The 20,519-nt window shown below is 66.0% G+C and carries 19 protein-coding genes; 10 read left to right on the top strand and 9 right to left on the bottom strand.

The features are described 5' to 3' along the window. The first annotated feature begins 7 nt into the window (after positions 1–7). The 7 genes from H1Q64_RS11275 to H1Q64_RS11245 all read left to right on the top strand — a co-directional run bounded on the left by H1Q64_RS11275 (position 8) and on the right by H1Q64_RS11245 (position 7,252). Positions 8–952: a septal ring lytic transglycosylase RlpA family protein gene (locus H1Q64_RS11275; RefSeq protein WP_237903568.1), complete on the top strand. Its 945-nt coding sequence runs from the start codon at positions 8–10 to the stop codon at positions 950–952. 89 nt (positions 953–1,041) lie between these two features. Beyond that, the gene (locus H1Q64_RS11270; RefSeq protein ID WP_237903567.1) at positions 1,042–2,208 is read left to right on the top strand and encodes a D-alanyl-D-alanine carboxypeptidase family protein; all 1,167 of its coding nucleotides are present in this window, start codon (positions 1,042–1,044) and stop codon (positions 2,206–2,208) included. Between the two features lie 70 nt (positions 2,209–2,278). Continuing rightward, complete coding sequence (tmk, locus tag H1Q64_RS11265; protein WP_237903566.1) at positions 2,279–2,911, top strand: dTMP kinase; 633 nt, start codon at positions 2,279–2,281, stop codon at positions 2,909–2,911. 1 nt (position 2,912) lies between these two features. Beyond that, positions 2,913–4,028: a DNA polymerase III subunit delta' gene (locus H1Q64_RS11260; protein WP_237903565.1), complete on the top strand. Its 1,116-nt coding sequence runs from the start codon at positions 2,913–2,915 to the stop codon at positions 4,026–4,028. A 72-nt stretch (positions 4,029–4,100) separates the two neighbouring features. Continuing rightward, positions 4,101–5,651 (top strand): methionine--tRNA ligase, encoded by a 1,551-nt coding sequence (gene metG, locus H1Q64_RS11255; protein ID WP_237903564.1) that lies wholly within the window; start codon positions 4,101–4,103, stop codon positions 5,649–5,651. A 6-nt stretch (positions 5,652–5,657) separates the two neighbouring features. Next, a complete protein-coding gene (locus H1Q64_RS11250; RefSeq protein WP_237903563.1) occupies positions 5,658–6,455 on the top strand; it encodes a TatD family hydrolase in 798 nt (265 codons plus the stop codon). Next, a complete protein-coding gene (locus H1Q64_RS11245) occupies positions 6,452–7,252 on the top strand; it encodes an MBL fold metallo-hydrolase (RefSeq protein WP_237903562.1) in 801 nt (266 codons plus the stop codon). Before H1Q64_RS11250 ends, H1Q64_RS11245 begins: the two co-directional genes overlap by 4 nt. A 35-nt stretch (positions 7,253–7,287) precedes the next feature. Here the strand turns inward: H1Q64_RS11245 and H1Q64_RS11240 are convergent, their stop codons facing one another. Further along, entirely contained in the window at positions 7,288–8,466 is a 1,179-nt protein-coding gene (locus tag H1Q64_RS11240; protein ID WP_237903561.1) for a lysozyme inhibitor LprI family protein, read from the bottom strand. Between the two features lie 232 nt (positions 8,467–8,698). On the opposite strand from H1Q64_RS11240, the gene H1Q64_RS11235 reads away from it, so the two are divergent. Then, positions 8,699–9,559 (top strand): DUF4384 domain-containing protein, encoded by an 861-nt coding sequence (locus H1Q64_RS11235; protein ID WP_237903560.1) that lies wholly within the window; start codon positions 8,699–8,701, stop codon positions 9,557–9,559. 24 nt (positions 9,560–9,583) lie between these two features. On the opposite strand, the gene H1Q64_RS11230 is transcribed toward H1Q64_RS11235, so the two are convergent. The 8 genes from H1Q64_RS11230 to H1Q64_RS11195 all read right to left on the bottom strand — a co-directional run bounded on the left by H1Q64_RS11230 (position 9,584) and on the right by H1Q64_RS11195 (position 18,020). Beyond that, positions 9,584–10,378 carry a PP2C family protein-serine/threonine phosphatase gene (locus H1Q64_RS11230; RefSeq protein ID WP_237903559.1) on the bottom strand — a complete coding sequence of 265 codons (795 nt, stop codon included), beginning with the start codon at positions 10,376–10,378 and terminating at the stop codon, positions 9,584–9,586. A gap of 143 nt (positions 10,379–10,521) precedes the next feature. Then, positions 10,522–10,752: a hypothetical protein gene (locus H1Q64_RS11225; RefSeq protein WP_237903558.1), complete on the bottom strand. Its 231-nt coding sequence runs from the start codon at positions 10,750–10,752 to the stop codon at positions 10,522–10,524. A 186-nt stretch (positions 10,753–10,938) separates the two neighbouring features. Next, positions 10,939–11,955 carry an agmatine deiminase family protein gene (locus H1Q64_RS11220; RefSeq protein WP_237903557.1) on the bottom strand — a complete coding sequence of 339 codons (1,017 nt, stop codon included), beginning with the start codon at positions 11,953–11,955 and terminating at the stop codon, positions 10,939–10,941. Between the two features lie 389 nt (positions 11,956–12,344). Next, positions 12,345–13,178: an ABC transporter permease subunit gene (locus H1Q64_RS11215; protein ID WP_137138499.1), complete on the bottom strand. Its 834-nt coding sequence runs from the start codon at positions 13,176–13,178 to the stop codon at positions 12,345–12,347. Beyond that, positions 13,175–14,098, bottom strand: a complete 924-nt coding sequence (locus tag H1Q64_RS11210; protein ID WP_237903556.1) for an ABC transporter permease subunit — start codon at positions 14,096–14,098, stop codon at positions 13,175–13,177. The genes H1Q64_RS11215 and H1Q64_RS11210 overlap by 4 nt, the downstream gene beginning before the upstream one ends. After that, the gene (locus H1Q64_RS11205) at positions 14,095–15,258 is read right to left on the bottom strand and encodes an ABC transporter ATP-binding protein (protein ID WP_237903555.1); all 1,164 of its coding nucleotides are present in this window, start codon (positions 15,256–15,258) and stop codon (positions 14,095–14,097) included. The genes H1Q64_RS11210 and H1Q64_RS11205 overlap by 4 nt, the downstream gene beginning before the upstream one ends. Before the next feature lie 98 nt (positions 15,259–15,356). Next, positions 15,357–16,457, bottom strand: coding sequence for an extracellular solute-binding protein (locus H1Q64_RS11200; protein ID WP_014240469.1), 1,101 nt, complete (start codon positions 16,455–16,457; stop codon positions 15,357–15,359). 219 nt (positions 16,458–16,676) lie between these two features. Next, complete coding sequence (locus tag H1Q64_RS11195) at positions 16,677–18,020, bottom strand: glutamine synthetase family protein (RefSeq protein ID WP_237903554.1); 1,344 nt, start codon at positions 18,018–18,020, stop codon at positions 16,677–16,679. A gap of 165 nt (positions 18,021–18,185) precedes the next feature. On the opposite strand from H1Q64_RS11195, the gene H1Q64_RS11190 reads away from it, so the two are divergent. Together H1Q64_RS11190 and H1Q64_RS11185 are read left to right on the top strand one after the other, a co-directional pair. Further along, positions 18,186–19,466: an NAD(P)/FAD-dependent oxidoreductase gene (locus H1Q64_RS11190; protein WP_237903553.1), complete on the top strand. Its 1,281-nt coding sequence runs from the start codon at positions 18,186–18,188 to the stop codon at positions 19,464–19,466. 95 nt (positions 19,467–19,561) lie between these two features. Beyond that, positions 19,562–20,488: a hypothetical protein gene (locus H1Q64_RS11185; RefSeq protein ID WP_237903552.1), complete on the top strand. Its 927-nt coding sequence runs from the start codon at positions 19,562–19,564 to the stop codon at positions 20,486–20,488. The last annotated feature ends 31 nt before the right edge of the window (positions 20,489–20,519 follow it).

Raw genomic sequence — 20,519 nt, 5'->3', positions numbered from 1 at the left:
TGGGACCATGCGACGCGCGCATATGCTGAGGGGGGCGCTCGTGCTCGCAGGAGCGCTGACTCTCGCCGCCTGTGCGTCCGCGCCATCCGCGCCATCCCCGTCCGGTCTGCCCCGCAGTGGCGTCTACAAGGTCGGCAAGCCCTATCAGGTCAACGGCGTCTGGTATTATCCCGCCGAGGATTACTCCTACAGCGAGACCGGGATCGCCTCCTGGTATGGTCCGGGATTCCACCAAAAGGTCACCGCCAACGGTGAGGTTTACGACCAAAATGAGCTGACGGCCGCGCACAAGACCTTGCCCATGCCAAGCCTCGTGCGCGTCACCAATCTCGACAACGGCCGGTCGCTGGTTGTTCGCATCAACGACCGCGGCCCCTACGCCAATGGGCGAATCATCGACATGTCGCGGCGCGGCGCGCAATTGCTGGGGTTCGAAGGCACGGGCACGGCCAAGGTGCGTGTGCAGATTCTGGCGGAGGAAAGCCGCGCGGTCGCCGCCGCGGCCCGCCAGGGCACGCCGGCCCCGATGCTGGCGGAGCTGGACGGCCCGCCGCCGAAGGCCGCCCCGCGCGGTTCGGTGGAGGTCAGCGGCACCGTCCGACCGACCCCCGCCGCGGTCACCCGCGCCCCGGTGCCGCCGCCCACGACGGTGGCCGGCGACATGGTGGACGGCCGCTTCGTTCCCGCCCCGGTGGTCGCCGAGTTGCCGGTGAAGCCCTACGAGCAGATCTACGTCCAGGTCGGCGCGTTCGGCAGTCCGGACAACGTCACCCGCGTGCGCGCCCGTCTGGCCTCGCTTGGCCAGCAGGCGCAGGTCACCCAGACGGTCGCCGGTCGGCAACGGCTGCAGCGGGTGAGGGTGGGGCCGCTGGCCAGCGTGGACTCCGCCGACGCCGTTTTGAACCAGATCATCCAAGCCGGCCTTACCGACGCCAAAATCGTGGTTGATTGATCACCCGCGAGCCCAGCCCAAGCTTGGCCCGATGTCGGGCCTCGTTCCGTTTCACGTCTTGTCCAGTCCGCGTTTCGAAGGGAGTTGTCATGGTCGCTGTCGTCCGCACCCGCGTTGCCCGCACCCGTTTCGCCATGGGCCTTGCGGTCGCGCTGTTCGCGGCGGGGGTGGGGCCGGTGGCTCACGCCGCCAGCATCGAAACCATCGCCAAGCAGGCGATCCTGGTCGATATCACCTCGAACACCGTGCTGTTCGAGAAGAGCCCGGATCAGCGCATGGCGCCGTCCTCGATGAGCAAGATCATGACGATGTACATGGTCTTCGACGCGATCAAGGAAGGCCGGCTGACGCTGGACAGCACGCTGCCGGTGTCGGAGCGCGCGTGGCGGATGCAGGGCTCCAAGATGTTCGTGGAGCTGCACAACAACATCAAGGTCGACGACCTCATCAAGGGCGTGATCGTGCAGTCGGGCAACGACGCCTGCATCGTCTTCGCCGAAGGTCTCGCCGGCTCCGAATCGGCCTTTGCCGAGCGCATGAACAAGCGCGCCCGCGAGTTGGGGCTGAAGGACACCAACCTGACCAACGCGACGGGCTGGCCCGACCCGAATCACTACATGACCGCCCGCGACCTCGCGATTCTGGCCGAGCATCTGATCAAGGACTTCCCGGAATACTACCACTACTATTCGATTCGGGAGTTCAAGTACCACGGCATCAACCAGGGCAACCGCAACCCGCTGCTCTACCGCGGCATGGATGTGGACGGCATGAAGACCGGCCACACCGAGGCCGGCGGCTATGGCCTGACCGCCTCGGCGGAGCGGGAAGGGCGCCGACTCATCCTGGTGGTCAACGGGCTGCCGAACATGCAGGCCCGCGCCGACGAGGCGGCCCGGCTGATTGAATGGGGCTTCCGCGAATTCGCTACTTACGCCCTGTTCAAGGCGGGCGAGACGGTGGATCAGGTGCCGCTCTGGCTGGGCGCGCAGGACACCGTTCCGGTCACCGTGCCGGAGGACATGAAGGTCACCATGGCCCGCGCCGACCGCAGCGGCATGAAGGTGTCGCTGGTCAGCAACGCCCCGGTCGCCGCGCCGGTGAAGAAGGGCGACGTTGTCGGAAAGGTGGTGGTGTCCGCGCCGGGCTTCCCGGGCAAGGAGTTCCCGGTGGTCGCTGCCCAGGATGTGGAGAAGCTGGGCTTCGTGGGCCGCGCCCTGGCGGCGGCGAAGTTCCTCATTTTCGGGGCGAGCTGATTGGTGTAAGCCGGCCCGTCGCCACCGGAATCCGGAAGGCGGCGGGCCTCATCACCATCGGGAGCAGACCATGACGCGCGGGCGGTTCATCACGCTGGAGGGCGGCGAAGGGGCGGGCAAGACCACCCAGATCCGCCTGCTCGCCGACGCGTTGATCGGTTGGGGAAAGCGGGTCGTGCTGACCCGCGAGCCCGGCGGCTCGCCAGGCGCCGAGGAAATCCGTGGCCTTCTGGTGTCCGGCGAGACCGGCCGCTGGGGTCCGGTGACCGAGGCGCTGCTGCACACCGCCGCCCGCCGCGACCATCTGGAGCGCACCGTCTGGCCTGCGCTGGAGGCCGGTCACTGGGTCATCTGCGACCGTTTCTTCGACAGCACCATGGCCTATCAGGGCTACGGGCTGGGGCTGGGGCGCGATCTGATCGCCACGCTGCAGTCCACCGCCCTGGGCGATTTCCGGCCCGACCTGACCCTGATCCTTGATCTGCCGGTGGAGGACGGGCTGGCTCGGGCCGCCGCCCGGCGTGGCGGGGAGGACCGCTACGAGCGGATGGACGTCGCCTTCCACCACCGCCTGCGCGACGGCTTCCTCGACATCGCCGCGCGGGAACCGGAGCGTTGCGTGGTCGTCGATGCCGGACACCCCGTGGAAGCGGTGCAGGCGGCCATTCTGGACACGGTGACCCGCCGCCTGGGAGTTTCCTGAGGTGAGCCGCGCCCGCGCGCCCGAACCGGTCGCGGAGGAGGACGCCCTCGCCCCGCGCCGCAACCCCGATCTGACCGGCCATGACGACGCCGAGCGCCTGCTGCTTGACGCCTGGAACTCCGGCCGCCTGCCGCACGCCTGGTTGATCGGCGGTCCGCCGGGGATCGGCAAGGCGACGCTGGCCTTCCGCTTCGCCCGCTTCGTCCTGTCCCAGGGGCTCGAGCCGCCGGATGCCGGCCTGTTCGGCGCGCCGCCGCCGGCCTCGCTGGCGCTGTCCCCGGACGCCCCGGTCTTCCGCCGCGTGGCCTCGGGCGGGCACGCCGACCTGCTGACCGTGGAGCGCCAGCGCGACGAGAAGCGCGACCGGCTGAAGCGCGACATCGCCGTGGACGACGTGCGCAAGATCGGCCCCTTCCTGCGCAAGACCGCCGCCGAGGGTGGTTGGCGCGTCGCCGTGATCGATGGCGCCGACCGTATGAATCTCAGTGGCTTGAACGCCATTCTTAAGATTTTGGAGGAGCCGCCGACCGGCGCCCTGCTGCTGCTGGTCAGCGACAACCCCGGCGGCATGCTGCCCACCATCCGCTCCCGCTGCCGCAAGCTGACGCTTCAACCGCTTCCTGAGGAAACGGTCCTCAACCTGTTGGCCCAACATCGCCCTGACCTCGGCGGCGAGGACCGGGCAGCGCTCGCCCGGCTGGCGGAGGGCAGCATCGGCCGGGCCATCGGGCTGGTCGAGGCCGGCGGGCTCGACCTTTACCGGGAGTTGATCGGGCTGCTCGGCACCCTGCCGCGGCTGGACATCACCGCTGCGCACGCCTTCGGCGACAAGCTGACCCGCAAGCAGGACGACGGGCTGTACGAGACGGCCACCGACCTGCTCGTCTGGTGGCTGGCCCGCTTCGTCCGGTCGCTGGCCCGCGGCGCATGGCCGGCGGAGGTTGTGGCCGGGGAAGCCGCCCTGATGACCCGTCTGGCCAACGCCCGCGGCCTTGAACGTTGGGTGGAGGTGTGGGAAAAGGTCCAACGTCACTTCGCCCGTGCGGAATCCGCCAATCTCGACCGCAAACAGGTGGTCCTGAACGCCTTGGCGACGCTGGAAGCGGCTGCTAATTAACACGGACGACACACCACGCCCATCCGGGCCGGCGACGCGCCGGGCCGGCGCATTCTCGGGAGAGCCTCTGCCATGACCGGGTCGAAGACCTTTTACCTGACGACTCCGATCTACTACGTGAACGACGTGCCCCACATCGGGCATGCGTACACCACGCTCGCCTGCGACGTGCTGGCCCGCTTCATGCGGCTGGACGGCTATGACGTGAAGTTCCTCACCGGCACCGACGAGCATGGCCAGAAGGTGGAGAAATCCGCCATGAACGCCGGCATCGCACCGCAGGAGTTCACCGACCGCGTGTCGAAGAATTTCCGCGACCTCGTCTCGCTGATGAACTTCTCCAACGACGACTTCATCCGTACGACCGAGCCTCGGCACATCGCGTCGGTACAGGAGCTGTGGCGCCGTCTGGAATCGGCCGGCGAGATCTATCTCGGCAGCTACGCCGGCTGGTACTCGGTGCGCGACGAAGCGTTCTACGGCGAGGACGAGCTGACCACCGCGCCGTCGGGCAAGAAGATCGCCCCGACCGGCGCCGAGTGCGAGTGGGTGGAGGAGCCGTCCTACTTCTTCCGCCTGTCGGCCTGGCAGGACCGCCTGCTGGAGTTCTACGAGCAGAACCCGGACTTCATTGCCCCCGCCGGCAAGCGCAACGAGGTCGTCGCCTTCGTCAAGTCGGGGCTGAAGGACCTGTCGGTCAGCCGCACCACCTTCAAGTGGGGCATCCCGGTGCCGGGCAATCCCGACCACATCATGTACGTGTGGCTGGACGCCCTGGCGAACTACATCACCGCGGTCGGCTTCCCGGACGAGAGCGGCGAGTACGCCAAATACTGGCCGGCCAACCTGCACATGGTCGGCAAGGACATCCTGCGCTTCCACGCCGTCTATTGGCCGGCCTTCCTGATGGCCGCCAAGCTGGCCCCGCCGAAGCGCGTCTTCGCGCATGGCTGGTGGACCATCGAAGGCCAGAAGATGTCGAAGTCGCTGGGCAACGTCATCGCGCCGGAGACGCTGGTCAACACCTACGGCCTGGACCAGACCCGTTACTTCCTGCTGCGCGAGGTTCCCTTCGGCAACGACGGCGACTTCTCGCACAAGCAGATGGTGCAGCGGATCAACGGCAACCTCGCCAACGACTACGGAAACCTCGTGCAGCGTTCCCTGTCGATGATCGGTAAGAACTGCGGGGCCGCCGTACCGCAGCCGGGTCCCTTCACCGAGGCCGACGACGCCCTGCTCGGCGCCGCCCGCAATCTGCTGCCGATCGTCCGGGCGGAGATTCAGTCGCAGTCCTTCCATAAGGCGCTGGACGCCATCTGGGCGGTGATCGGCGACGGCAACCGCTATGTGGACGAACAGGCGCCCTGGGCGCTGAAGAAGACCGATCCGGCGCGCATGGCCACGGTGTTGTACGTGCTGGCCGAGACCATCCGCCATCTCGCCATCCTGACCCAGCCGATCATGCCGGAAGCCTCGGCTAAGATCCTGGACCAACTGGCGCAAGGGCCAGAGGCCCGCGGGTTCGACCGGCTGGGGGCGGGTGGGGCGCTGGTCCCCGGCACGCCGCTGCCGACGCCGCAGGGCGTGTTCCCGCGCTACGTGGACGAAGCAAAGAGCTGACGAACGATGCTGGTCGATAGCCACTGCCATCTCGACTTCCCCGATTTCGCCGAGGAGCTGGACGCGGTCATCGACCGCGCCCGGCAGGCGGGGGTGGGGCGGATGGTGACCATCTGCACCTACCTGTCGCGCTTTGACCGCATCCTGGCGGTCGCCGAGCGCTACGACGACGTTCTGTGCTCGCTTGGCGTCCATCCGCATCAGGCGGCGGAGGAAATCGACGGGGTGTCCGTCGAACGCCTCGTCGAACTCTCGAAACACCCGAAGGTGATCGGGCTGGGCGAGACCGGGCTCGACTACTTCTACGATAAGAGCCCACGGGACGTTCAGCAGGAGTGCTTTCGCCGGCACATCCGGGCCAGCCTGGAGACCGGCCTGCCGCTGATCGTGCACACCCGCGACGCCGACGCCGACACCATGCGGATCATCCGCGAAGAGTCCGCCGGCCAGCCGGTCAACGGCTTGCTGCACTGCTTCAGCTCCGGGCGGCAACTCGCTGAAGAGGCTCTGGATTTCGGGTTCTACATCTCTCTGTCCGGGATCGTCACCTTCAAGAAGTCGGAGGACCTCCGCGCCATCGTGAAGGACGTTCCGCTCGACCGGATTCTGGTGGAGACGGACGCGCCCTATCTGGCGCCGATTCCGTTCCGCGGCAAGCGCAACGAACCGGCTTACGTCGCCCACACCGCGGCCTGCGTGGCCGAGGTCAAGGGCGTGGACGCGGCGGACATGGCCCGGATTTCCACCGAGAACTTCTTCCGCCTGTTCCCCCGAGCCGGCACGGGCCAGCAGGACCCCGCATGACCGGCCAGCGGGTCACGATCCTCGGCTGTGGCGGATCACGGGGCGTCCCCGTGATCGGTCTCGGCTGGGGCTCCTGTGACCCGGCGAACCCCAGGAACCATCGGATGCGCCCGTCTATCCTGGTGGAGTGGGAGCAGGAGAGGGCCGGGCAGGGCGGTGACGTCAGCGTCCTGGTCGACACCTCGCCGGACCTGCGCCAGCAGCTTCTCAACGCCGATGTGCGGCGGCTCGACGCCGTGCTGTGGACGCACCAGCACGCCGACCATTCCCATGGTATCGACGAACTCAGGGAACTGTGCCGCGCCATGCATGCGCCCATCGACGCCTTTGGCCGCGCCGATGATCTGGCCGAGTTGGAGCGGCGTTTCGGCTATTGCTTCGAGCCTCTGCGCCCCGGTGATCCCTTTTACCGCCCGGTGTTGACGCCTCGCGCCGTGGAAGGCCCGTTCGAGGTGCGCGGTCGCCGGATCGTGCCCTTCGAGCAGGACCACGGCTATCTGAAGACCCTTGGCTATCGCTTTGATAAATTTGCCTATTCGACCGACGTTGTGAGATTGGATGAAGACGCCTTCGCGGCGCTGGAGGGTGTCGAGGTCTGGGTGGTGGACTGCGCTCGGATCGAGCCGCCACATCCGGTTCACGCCCATCTCGCCCTGACGCTGGAGTGGATCGCGCGGGTGCGCCCCAAGCGGGCCTTCCTGACGCACATGGACCAGACCATGGATTACGACACGCTCCGCCGGCTGCTTCCTGCCGGTGTCGAGCCCGCCTATGACGGGCTCGTCATCGAGCTTTAAGGTTTGTTTGATGAGGGGATGGGGCAGGGCGACGGTCAGTCGTCCGGCATGATGAGACCCAGCCGCCCGGCGATGAAACGGTCCGCGGCCGCCTTGGCCGCCTGATCCGCCGTCTGGGGATTCAGCTTGAACTTTTCTCTGTAAAGCTTTGAAGTTGCAGTGATGGCTGCAGGCAGAGTGTTCACCGCTGCCCGGTATTCCTTCTCCGGCCAAACGTCGAAATCACTCCAGGATCGAAAAGCAGCCACGGCCCGGCCGCGCTGCTCGGCCATCTTCTTGGCTTCGGCGGACATGGGCGCTTCGAGAAGCGTGCTGGGCACCAGTGACGCTTGAAGATCGTCCACCTCGAACTGGCGTTCATAGCCATGGCGGATGCTGCCCCGTTCCACCAGGGCCGGCTCGATGGCCGGGTCCATGTGGGTGGAGACGGCCTTCCATTCCGGCAAATCGAACAGGGAGGACGGCGGGTTGCACAGGCCGGGCGTCTCGTCGCGCGCGTTGCCCCAGAAGGCGCCGAAGGCTTCAAAGGCCGGCTGCCCATGTTTGGTGAACAGGAAGCAGGGTGCGTCCATTTCCGTGGTCGACAGGACGTGGCGCAGGAACAGCAGCGACGTGCTCAGCGGAGCGCTCGGAACATCACCGAGATTCGCCATCTCTTCATGAAGATAAGGGTCTTTTGGGAGACCTTGGTTCAAGATCTCGCCCACCAGTCTGCGCACCGTGGCGTCCTTATCGGGCACCGCCACCGCGCCGCTCTGGTGGAGATAGACCAGCCATGCCTTCGCCGGCGCACCGCTGTAGCGCTGGAGCGCCGCGGCAGCGGCCTTGGCGTCCTTTGGAATGCCGGCGACGACCGCGGCCAGCTTCTTCTGCGCCGCCGAATTCTGAGCGGCGAGGTCGGCGGTGCGTTTCTCATACAGGGCTTGACAGGCCGGGATGGTGGACTTGTCGGCGCAAGCGGCGTCACGTTCGGTCAGGAACGCTTTCTGCGCACGCTCGATGGCATCCCGGTCATCGGTGGATGTGTTCCCCAAGGTGTCGCGCAGCAGCGTCGCCAAGTCCTCGGTGACGACCTTCAAGTCGGCGCTGGCGCAGATGGTCCGTTCAGCGCGGCCGGATGGTTTGGCGCAATCGGGTGGCGTCTGGCCCATAGCGGCGAACGGAAGCAGGCAGAGCGACAACGCGGGGCCGAAAAGCCACGAGGAACGAGGCATAAGGCGCAGCCTTCATCGATGGAATTGGACGCAGAAACGAGCCGCGACGATAATCCATTGATCGGAACGCCGGAAGGGACGGATTGGGGCCCTCCTCATCTCTCCGATGATATTTTCCATAATACAGATTATATGATCGACATTCCCCTAGGAGTGTCTGCCTCTGCGCCCTTGGCGATGCCCAAAATGCACGCTACATAAATCCCAGTTTATAGCCAACGGTCAGGATTCGGTGAAGGACTCCCACACGCCGACGACATGGCGGCACCGATGCGCCACGGCGCTGCTTGCCGCCGCTGTCGGGGTCGCTGCGACCGCTTGGCCGAACCATGGCAGCGCGGCGTCCGATGGCTCAGCGGACAGCGAGCCCGTCTCCGCCCATCCACCTTCCGATCCTGACGTTCCGCCCGTTCCCGCCGTGCCCGATCTGTCGGCGCTGCGGACTGCCTTGGCGGAGTTTCATTGCGCCGAACTCGATGTCGCCATCGGCAAGGACCAGAGGGTGGCGATCTCCGGCTTGACCGCGGGCGATACTGATCCGGATAGCCTCGCGTTGCTCGCCCAGGATCTCCTCACCGGTCAACGGGCCGCCGTCGACATCGAGCGCGCGTCCCCTGCCCTGTGCGAGCCTCTGACCCTGATCGGACCGCTGCGGTCCGTCAACGCCGGTTCGGCGACACCCTTGTCGATCCGTTTCAAGGAGGCCGCCGGAACGCCGTTCAAGGGCGGCCAAGACCTGATGTTCGACGTCGTAACCCCTGATTTTCCAACCTATCTGCAAGTGGATTATTTCACGTCGGACGGCGACGTGATCCATCTGCTGCCCAATCCCTTGGAGGTCAGCGGCCGTGTGGAGCCCGGTGCGATTCGCCGGCTGGGTGAGCGCGGCGCCGGCGGACGATTCTGGAGCATCGGGCCGCCATACGGTCATGAGTTGATCGTCGTGATCGCCAGCCCCGCACCGCTGTTCCCGTCTCCCCGCCCTGAAGCCGAAACGGCGGCATCCTATCTTCCCGCATTGAAGCAGGCGCTGGACTCCGCCGCTCCGACCACCGTGGCCACAGCGCGTTTCCTGAAAACCAAGGCGCCCTGACAGGCTTGGCTATGCACCCTGTATTCAGGCCGGGAGAAGGATGAAGCGGGCGAGAATGAGGGTGATGTTGTCCGGCCCGCCCGCTCCGTTTGCGAGATCGATCAGCTTGGCGCAGGCATCCTCGGGAGCGGGAGGCGGCTGTTGGGTGAGAATCCGCTGGATCATCCCTTCCGGCACGATTCCGGTCAGCCCATCCGAACAGAGAAGGTAGAGGTCATCAGGCTGCAGATCGTGGATGGCGATATCGGGCTCCGCCTGCTCCCCGGTGCCAAGTGCGCGGACAATGATGTTGCGCTGGGGAGCCTGCCCGCGGCGCCCGTTGTCGAGCCACACTTGGTAAAGGCTGTGATCGCGCGTCAGCAGACGAAACTCACCGCCGCGCAAGCGATACAACCGGCTGTCTCCGGCGTGGAACACCACCACCCGCCCGGTTCCCGGAATGCGCCAGAGCCCCACCAGCGTGGTGCCCATGCCGCGCCCTTCGGCGAAACCGCGCTGGCGGTTCAGGGCGTTGATACGGCGGTTGGCAGCCACCACCGCGGAACGGACCGTCAATGCGGCGTCGGCGGCCGCCCTGTCCTCCTCCGCCAAGGATGGTGTCCGGCCGTCATGTCTGCGGTCGTAGGACGCAACGACGGCAGACACCACCTCCACCGCGGTGCGGCTTGCGATGTCGCCACCAGCGTGCCCGCCCATGCCGTCGCAGATCACCGCCAAGCCAAGCGCCGGGTCGAGGTGGAACGAGTCCTCGTTGCGCGACCGGACACGGCCAACATCCGTTTGTCCAGCGGCGATCATGTCGATCAGGGCGGAATGCATCACGCGAACGGCTCCAGCGCGTTACAGCCGAACCAGCTTCCTGGCAACAGCCTTCGGCAACGCGAAAAACCGCCTCGGCTTTGCATATGATAATGGCGGAGAGGTTGCGAATTGAACAGCGGGAAAGGACGCGTGAAAACGCCTCAGACGCTCACGTCCAAGAGTGTGCCCCGCTGCTTGCCGCCGTAGCCGGTTCCGTTTGTTCGTGCCTGGACTGCCGCCGTCTGCGGATCGATCGCCTGCCCCGACTGGGTGGCGTTGCGCGTTTCCCGTGTCTGGTCCAGCTTGCCGACCGCCTGGGTCGCCTGAACCGTCTGAGTGCGAACAGTGGAGGTGGTCTGCTGCGCCGCCTGAACCGCCGGAGACATAGCCATCTGCATCGCCGGTGTGATCGGCGGCTGAGGCTTTGCCATCGGAGGCATATTGAGCGGGTTTAACTGCATGTTAAAAACATGCGCCTGCGCACCCACCGATTCAAGATCCGAATCGACGCAGTGACCGATTAAAAAGCGAAGGCTGCAAGTGCCCTCGCCTTTCTGCTAACCAGTGAATGCGCCGGATCAGACCGCCGGCTGCTGCTGGGTAATGCAGTGGATGCCGCCGCCGCCGCGCACGATGTCCAGCGCCGGAACCTGCACCACCTCGCGGTCCGGGAAGGCCCGGCGCACGATGCGGAAAGCCTCGTCGTCCGCCGAATCCTCGAAGGCCGGCATGACGATGCCGCCGTTGGCGATGTAGAGATTTGTGTAGGACAAGGTCAGCCGCACGCCGCTCTCGTCGCGCCGCGCCGGCTGGCGGACCGGGATGACCTCCAGTTCCCGCCCCTGGGCGTCGCGGGCGCGCTTCAACCGGTCCAGGTTGTCCTGGAACGCCTTGAAATTGGCGTCGCCGGGATCGTCGGTGGTGATCGCCATGACGACGCCGGGCTTCACGAACAGGGCAATCTCGTCGATGTGACCGTCCGTCTCGTCGTCCTGATAGCCCTCGCCCAGCCAGATCACGCTGGAGATGCCGAGATGCTCCTTGAGAAGCGCCTCGATCTCCGCCTTGCCGAGATTTGGGTTGCGGTTGGGATTTAGAAGGCACTGCTCGGTTGTCAGCAGCGTCCCCTCCCCGTCCACATGGAAGGAGCCGCCCTCCATGACCAAGGGCGCTTCGAAGCGGCGCAGGCCGAGATGGTCGAGCATCAGGCGCCCGACCTGCTGGTCCTTGGCGCTGTCCGGATAGTTGCCGCCCCAGGCGTTGAAACGCCAATGGACGCCGGCCACCTGCCCTTTCCCATCGGTGACGAAGCTGGGTCCGGTGTCACGAATCCAGGAATCGCTGATCGGCAAGGGCAGGATTTCGACGCCCGGCCCGCAGGCCAGGGAGGCGTCGGCGACGTCGGCGGGATCGCAGACCATGGTCACCGGCTCGAACCGGCTGATGGCGCGGGCGACATCGGTGTAGGCGGCAGCGGCGGCGTCAAAGGCCCCCTCGGGCCACGTCTCGGGCCGGCACGGCCACGCCATCCAGCAGCGGGTGTGCCGTTCCCATTCGCCCGGCATGGTGAAGCCTTCCGCCGCCGGTGTCGTCATCTTTGAATCTCCTGCCAAATCCCTGAATGGCCCGGCTCTTGTGCGTGGCCGGAGCGGGTCGTCACGGCGTTACCCGTGACCCACGGTCACCCTAACCACGGAGCGGAGGATTTGGCAACGGCCACCAAAGGGGCCACCGGAATGCCCGGAAGGGCGGCGCGCTCGACCGCTCAGCGGCGGGAGGGCGGACGATCCGAATAACGGCGCTTGGGCGCCGAAAAAGGCATCGAAAAACCAAGACGAAGCATTGGGAACCATAAGAGCGCGCGCACGATACGACCTCATTCGCTGTTGCAGATGCCATTACAATAGCAAATGCAACGGCGAACGGCCACCTCCACCGGCTGCGGCCTAACGGCATAGCCCCTATGAGGCCACACGGGAGGGGGTCAGCCCCCCTGCACCGCCATTTGCTCGTCCCGCTTCCTCTGCCTTTCCTGCCGCGCCATGACCAGGCTGGCGATGAAAATGCCGGTGGCGACCACCACCATCATCAGAGTCGCCAGCGCGTTGATCTGCGGGCTGATGCCGAACTTCACGCTGGAGAAGATGACCATCGGCAGGGTGGTGGAGCCCGGCCCCGACACGAAGCTGGCGACCACCACATCGTCGAGCGACAGGGTAAAGGCGAGCAGCCAGCCCGACACGATGGCCGGGGCGATGATCGGCAGCGTGATGACGAAGAACACCTTGGCCGGGCGGGCGCCGAGGTCCATCGCCGCCTCCTCCAGGCTCTCGTCCAGGCTGACGAGGCGCGACTGGATGATCACCGCCACATAGGCCATGGTGAAGGTGGTGTGGGCGATGGTGATCGTCGTCATGCCGCGGCCGTCCGGCCAGCCGATGGCCTGCTCCAGCGCCACGAACAGCAGCAGAAGCGACAGGCCGGTGATGACCTCCGGCATGACCAGCGGCGCGGTGATCATGCCGCCGAACAGCGTCCGCCCGCGGAACCGCCCGAAGCGGGCCAGCGCCAGACCCGCGACGGTGCCGAGCACCACCGACGCGGTGGCCGACATCGCCGCCACCTTGAGCGACAGCCAGGCCGCCCCGAGAAGCTGGTCGTTCTGCAGAAGCTCCGCATACCATTTGGTGGAGAAGCCGCCCCACACCGTGACCAGCCGCGACTCGTTGAAGGAGTAGAAGATCAGCAGCGCGATCGGCACGTAGAGGAAGGCGTAGCCGAACCACAGCGCCCAGGCCAGTTTTCCCATCTGCTTCATCGCCCGGCCTCCGTCTGGCGCCCCTGGACATGCTGGAAGACCATGATCGGCACCACCAGGAACAGCAGAAGCGCGATGGCCACCGCCGAGGCGACCGGCCAGTCGCGGTTGGCGAAGAACTCGTTCCACAGCACGCGGCCGATCATCAGCGTGTCCGGGCCGCCCAGCAGTTCCGGAGTCACAAACTCGCCGACCGAGGGGATGAAGACCAGAAGCGACCCGGCGATGATGCCCGGCAGAGACAGCGGCAGCGTCACCGTCAGGAACGCCTTCCAGGGACGGCAGCCGAGGTCCGCCGCCGCCTCCAGCAGGGTCGGGTCGAGCTTTTCCAGCGTCGCGTAGAGCGGCAGCACCATGAAGGGCAGATAGCAGTAGGTCATGCCGATGTAGACGGCCCAGTCCGAGTAGAGCAGCTCGAACGGTTCCGTCGTCAGGCCGGTCCATTGCAGCAGGTTGTCCACCACCCCGTTGGCCTTCAGGATGCCGATCCAGGCGTAGATGCGGATCAGGAAGCTGGTCCAGAAGGGCAGGATGACCAGCATCATCAGCGGCCCGCGCTTGGACGGCTCCGCCCGGGCGATGGCGTAGGCCATGGGGTAGCCCAGCAGCAGGCAGCAGACGGTGGTGACCAGCGCGATCTTCACCGAGTTCAGATAAGCCAGGATGTAGAGGTCGTCCCCGCCCAGCCGCAGATAGTTGGACAGGTTCAGCAGGATCTGGAGCTTGGTCGTGCCCGCGTCCTCGTCCAGCAGCCAGTCGATCAGTGGCGCGTAGGGCGGCTGCGCCAGCATCGCCTCCGACAGGCTGATGCCGAACACGATCAGGAAAGGCACCAGGAAGAACAGCAGAAGCCACAGGTAGGGGATGGCGACCACCACCCCCCGCCCCCACAGGCCGATCCGGCGCAGAAGGTCGATCATTGCGTCAGCACCACCCCGGCGAAGGGACGCCAGCTCAGATACACCTCATCGTCCCAGGTGATCGGCATCTCGGTGCGCCGCACCACGTTGGGCGCCGTGACGCGCACCGTCTTGCCCGTCTTCAGCTCGACCAGATAGATCGACACGTCACCGAGATAGGCGATCTCGCGCACGATTCCGCTGGTGACGTTGCGCCCATCGGCGTTGGTTGCGGTGTTGGCCGGCGGCTCCTTGCTCAGTGCGATCTTCTCCGGGCGGACGGCGACGCCCACCGTGGCGCCGACGGGGACCGCCACCGCGTGGTTGATGTAGAGGTCGCAGCCGGCGTCCTCGGAGCGGATCAGCACATGGTCGGCCTGATCCTCCACCACCCTGCCCTCGAACATGTTCACCGAGCCGATGAACTCGGCGACGAAGCGGGATTGCGGGTATTCGTAGATCTCGGTCGGCGTGCCGGTCTGGGCGATGACGCCGTGGTTCATGACGGCGATCCGCGAGGACATGGTCATCGCCTCCTCCTGGTCGTGGGTGACCACGATGAAGGTGACGCCCAGCTTCTCCTGGATGTTGACCAGCTCGAACTGGGTCCGCTCGCGCAGCCGCTTGTCCAGCGCGCCCAGCGGTTCGTCGAGCAGAAGCAGCTTGGGCCGCTTGACCAGCGAGCGGGCCAGCGCCACGCGCTGCCGCTGGCCGCCGGACAGTTGGTGCGGCTTGCGCTTGCCGAACTGGCCGAGCTGGACGAGGTCGAGGATCGCCCCCACCCGCTCCTTGATCTCGGCCTTGGCGACGCCGTCCTGCTTCAGGCCGAAGGCGACATTCTGCTCCACCGACATGTGCGGGAACAGGGCGTAGGACTGGAACATCATGTTGACCGGCCGCTCGTAGGGCGGGATGCCGGCCATGTCGACGCCGTCGATGAAGATCTTGCCCTCGGTCGGCGTCTCAAACCCGGCCAGCATGCGCAGCAGGGTCGTCTTGCCCGACCCGGAGCCGCCCAGCAGGGCGAAGAACTCACCCCGGTAGATCGACAGGCTGACCTCGTCCACAGCGACGAAATCGCCGAAGGTCTTGGTCACCTTCTCGATTCGCACATAGGGCTTCTGTCCCGGGTCCTGCCAGGGTTCCAGGCGCGTGGGCTTGCGGATCGGCTGGACGGCCATGCGGCTCCTCTCGGCGTCCTCTTCTCATGGGAACGCCCCGGCCGTTCCCGATGGGAAACAACCAGGGCGCGTGTCGTGCGTGCCGGTTCGCGGCGCGCTTACTTGCCGGTCTTGACTTTGGTCCAGACGCGGGTGCGGGCGCGGTCGGTGGTCTGCTTGATCGACTTCAAGGCGAACAGCTTGAGGCTGCTGTTCTCCGGCAGGAAGACGGCCGGGTTGGTCTTCACGCCCTCGTCAACCGAGGCCAGCGAGGCCGGGACGGCGTTGGCGTAGCTGACCGTGTTGGACACCGCCGCGATGTTCGCCGGGTCCAGGATGAAGTTGATGTAGGCGTGCGCGCCCTCCTTGTTCGGCGCATCCGCCGGGATGGCAAGCGTGTCCCACCACACCTGCACGCCTTCCTTCGGCGTGATGTATTCGACCTTCACGCCGTTCTTGGCTTCCTCGGCGCGGGCCGCACCCTGGATGGCGTCGCCGTTGTAGGCCATGACGACGCAGGCGTCGCCGCCCGCCAGGATGTTGATGTTCTGGCCGGTGACGAACTGCTTGATGTAGGGGCGGACCGCCAGCAGCGTCTTCTCGACCTTGTCCAGATCCTCCTTCTTCTCGGAGTTCGGATCGAGGCCGAGGTAGTTCAGCACCGACGGGATCACGTCGATGGCCGAATCCATCACGGTGATGCCGCAGGCCGCGACCTTCTTCGCCACCTCCGGCTTGAAGATCAGATCCCAGCTGTCGAGCGGAACGTCGGGGGCGACGGCCTTGATCTTCTCCGGGATGATGGCGATGCCGACCGTGCCGCCCAGATAGGGCACGGCGAACTTGTTGCCGGGGTCCGAGTTCTCGAGGAGCTTGAGAACTTTCGGATCGACATTCTTCAGGTTCGGGATCTTCGCCTTGTCGAGCGGCGCCACGACCTTCGCCTGGATCATGCGCGACAGGGTCGGCTCGGCGGTCGGGACGATCACGTCATAGCCCGACTTGCCAACCAGCACCTTCTGCTCCAGCAGTTCCAGGCTGTCGTACAGGTCCACCTTGGTGTCGTAGCCGGTGGCCTTGGTGAAGTCCGCCAGCGTCGATTCGCCCAGATAGTCGTTCCAGATGTAGATGTTGACCGGCTTCTTGGCCTGGGCCAGCGCCGGGCCGGCGATGGCGATCGCCGCGACGGCGCCGATGACGCTGAGAGCGAAACGTTTCATGCAGAAAGCCCCCGAATTCTGGATCGTTCGTCAGTTCGTGACTGGTCGACTTTTTTCCATTCGACGTGGGAGGCGGCGTGCGTTGCACGGCGTCCCCGGCGCGAGCGCTATTGCACCCACGGGGGGGTTGGTTGTCAACGATTTGCGGGTGGTTTTGCGGGTTTTGCGGAACGCAAACGCCCCCTTCCGCGGCAGCGGCGGAAGGGGGCGGAAAAATGCTCAAACGTTCAGCAGAAGATTCTCGCGCTCCCAGGAGCTGATCACGCGGTGATAGGCCTCGTACTCGGCCTCCTTCACGCAGGTCACCGCGTCCAGGAACTTCTCGCCCAGCACCTCCTTCAGCGGCTTGCAGGCGTTGAACTTCTGAAGCGCGTCACCCTGGTGGCGCGGCAGGGTGAAGGCGAGCCGGTAGGCGGAGCCCTTCACCGGGTCGGTCGGCTCCAGCCCCTGGGCCATGCCGAGATAGCCGCAGGCCAGCGACGCGGCGATGGCGAGGTACGGATTCGCGTCGGCGCCGGCCACCCGGTTCTCCACCCGACGCGAATCGGCCGGCGAGACGGGAACGCGCAGGCCGGTGGTGCGGTTGTCGCGGCCCCAATGCACATTGATCGGCGCGTCGGAGTTCGGCACCAGCCGCCGGTAGGAGTTCACGTTCGGCGCCAGCAGCGGCATCGCGTAGGGCAGATATTTCTGGAGCCCGGCGATGTGGGACATGAACAGCGGCGTGTCCGCCCCGTTGGCGTCGGAGAACAGGTTGCGCCCGGTATCCGCATCGACCACCGACTGGTGGATGTGCATGGCGCTGCCCGGTTCGTTCTGCATCGGCTTGGCCATGAAGGTGGCGTAGACCTGATGGCGCAACGCCGCCTCGCGCGCCGTGCGCTTGAACAGGAAGGCCTGGTCGGCCAGTTCCAGCGCATCGCCGTGGTTGAAGTTGATCTCGATCTGCGCCGCCCCGGCCTCGTGGGTCAGGGTGTCGATGTCGATGTCCTGCGCCTCGCAGAAATCGTAGACCATCTCGAAGATCGGATCGAACTCGTTCACCGCGTCGATGCCGAAGGCCTGCCGCCCGCTTTCCACCCGCCCATTGCGCCCGACCGGCGGCACCAGCGGGTAGTCGGGGTCCTTGTTGACCTGGACGAGGAAGAACTCCAGCTCCGGCGCCACCATCGGCTTCCAGCCGCGCTCCTCGTAGAGCGACAGCACACGCTTCAGGACGTGGCGGGGCGAGAAGTTCACTGGGCTGCCGTCGGCGTAGACGCAGTCGGTGATGACCTGGGCGGTCGGCTCCTCGTACCAGGGGACGAAGCGGATCGTCCGCTCGTCCGGGATCATGTAGATGTCGGAATTCTCGTCCGAGGTGACGGAGTCGTCCTCCGGATACTCCCCGGTCACGGTCTGGACGAAGATCGCCTCGGGCAGCCGCAGACCGCGGTCGCGCAGGATGCGCAGGAACTTCTCGGCGGGCACGATCTTGCCGCGCGCGATGCCCGACATGTCGGGCACGAGGCATTCCACTTCGGTGATGCGGTTCTTCTTGATGAAGTCTTCCATGAAACCCATGAACGTATGGACCGCACCGGACGGTGGGCAGCCCCTCCCTGCTGTGAACGACCGCCTTACTATGATCCCGCACCCCCTCCTCGCGCCAGAGGGGAACAAAGATCCTGCCCATATGACCGCTGGAATCATTGACGGGGCGGGGGTCCCTCCCCTAACTCGGCGGTCATGCCGACATCATCCCACATCCGCTCGTGGTACGCCGACACCGCGACTCCGCACCCGCAGCACCCGGTGCTGGAAGAATCGCTGTCCTGCGACATCTGCGTGGTCGGCGGCGGCTACACCGGGCTGATGACCGCGCTGGAACTGGCCGAGCAGGGCTACGACGTGGTTCTGCTGGAAGCCAACCGCGTCGGCTGGGGTGCATCGGGCCGCAACGGCGGGCAGATCATCACCGGCTACAACAAGTCGATGAGCACCATCGAGCGTTGGGTCGGGGCGGAGGATGCAAGGCGGCTGTGGGACCTCGGCGAGGACTCCAAGGCGTTGCTGGCGGAGCGCGTTGCGAAACACGCCATTCCCTGCGACCTCACCTGGGGCTTCGCCCACGCGGCGGTGAAGCCGCGCCACATGGACGACGTGGCGGCGATGGAGCGCGAGATGCGCGACCGCTACGGCTACAACAAGATCCGTGCGCTCGACCGCGAGGCCATGCGGGCGGTGGTGGGCAGCGACGCCTATGTCGGCGGGCTGGCCGATGACGGAAGCGGCCATCTGCACCCGCTGAACTACGCGCTGGGCCTCGCCGCCGCTGCTGCCCGGGCCGGCGTGCGCATCTTCGAAGACAGCCGGGTCACCGCCATCGACACCGGCGACCGCCCCGTCGCCACCACCGCCAAGGGCCGGGTGACGGCGCGTTTCCTCGTGCTGGCCGGGAACGCCTATCTGGGGGCGCTGGCGCCGCGCCTGTCGGCTGTGGTGATGCCCGTCGCCACCTACATGATCGCCACCGAGCCGCTGGGCGAGGCCACCGCGACGTCCCTGCTGCCGACCAATTTGGCGGTCAGCGACATGAACTTCGTGCTCAACTACTTCCGCCGCTCCGCCGACCACCGGCTGCTGTTCGGCGGCGGCGTCAGCTATTCCGGCCTGGACGCGCCGGGGCTGAAGATCGCCATGCGGTCCAAGATGCTGGCGGTCTTCCCGCAGCTCCGCGGCGCCGCGGTCGATCATTTCTGGGGCGGCCATGTCGCCATCACCATGAACCGCATGCCGCAGGTCGGGCGGCTGACGCCGACCACTTATTTCGCCCACGGCTATTCGGGCCATGGGTTGGCGCTGGCCGGTATGGCCGGGCGGGTGATGGCGGAGGCGATTCGCGGCACGGCGGAGCGGTTCGACGTGTTCGCCCGCGTGCCACACCTGCCTTTCCCCGGCGGGCGGCGATTCCGCACACCCGCCCTTGTCCTCGCGATGCTCTGGTTCCGGCTGCGCGATCTGCTGTAACCTGCCCGTCCCATTCCCGCTTCCGGTCCCCGCCCATGTCTGATGTCCCCGATCCCGAAACCGGAAGCGAGGAAGGCGCTGCGAAGGCGGCGCCAATGCGCGACACGCATTTCGATTTCGAGCACAAGGTCTTCAGCCTGTCCGGCGCCTTCTTCTGCATCGACCCCTCGTCCAAGCAGCCGGTGCTCCACATCCTGTTGGGCGATCTGAAGGCCGCCCTGCCCTTCAACACGCTGATGGAATCCTTCGACATCAAGGAGGACAGCCGCGACTCCAAGCTGCTGGACGTGGTGGAAAAGGGCTTGGCCTATGTGAAGCAGATCCGGCCAGGCGAACAGATTCCGGGGGAACTGCTGGATGGCCGCGCCTCCTGGTCGGTGGAGGAGAAGCACCGGAACATCGCGCGGGGACGCCTGACGGTGCAGCTTGTTTCCTCGATTTCCGGAAGCGAGATGATCGTGGTGAAGGCCGACGAGTTGGAGCAGATCGTCGAAGACCCGCAGACGAAGCAGCGCGTCAAGGCCGCCTTCAAGGACATCGCGGCGAAGCTCAACCTGCAGGACAATTACGAGCAGTATCTGACCGACCGCATCGAGGATCTGACTCAGGAGCTGTCCTACATCGAGGCGCTGCGCGACCGCTTCAACGCCATCAGCGCCATCAGCGGCAAGCTGACCCGGCTGACCCAGATCTACCGGACCGACCGTACCCTGTGCAACGAGGTCGCGCGCATGCAGGGGCTGCTGACCAAGCCGCTGAAGGACTACGACGCCGTCTTCGAGCAGGCGGACGCCCAGACCGGCGAGATCTTCGGCGCGCTGAAGTCCTTCGACACCACCGTGACCTTCATCCGCACAATCCGCGACGATCTGAGGGCCCGGCTTTTGGAGTGGGAGGACATCCTTCAGGCCTGGGACTCCACGCCGGTGGAGAAGTCCACCGCCATAGAGCAGTTGCAGAAGCAGACTTACCGCTTCCTCGCCAACCGCTTCATGGAAACAAAGGTCTGGATTCGCAAGTAACCGGTTTCCTCGACATCCCCCTCCGTTGTCG

It is taken from the genome of Azospirillum brasilense (assembly GCF_022023855.1).
GTDB lineage: Bacteria > Pseudomonadota > Alphaproteobacteria > Azospirillales > Azospirillaceae > Azospirillum > Azospirillum brasilense_F.
The sequence above is the reverse complement of the archived record's forward strand: the minus strand, read 5'-3'. Positions and strand labels throughout refer to the sequence as shown.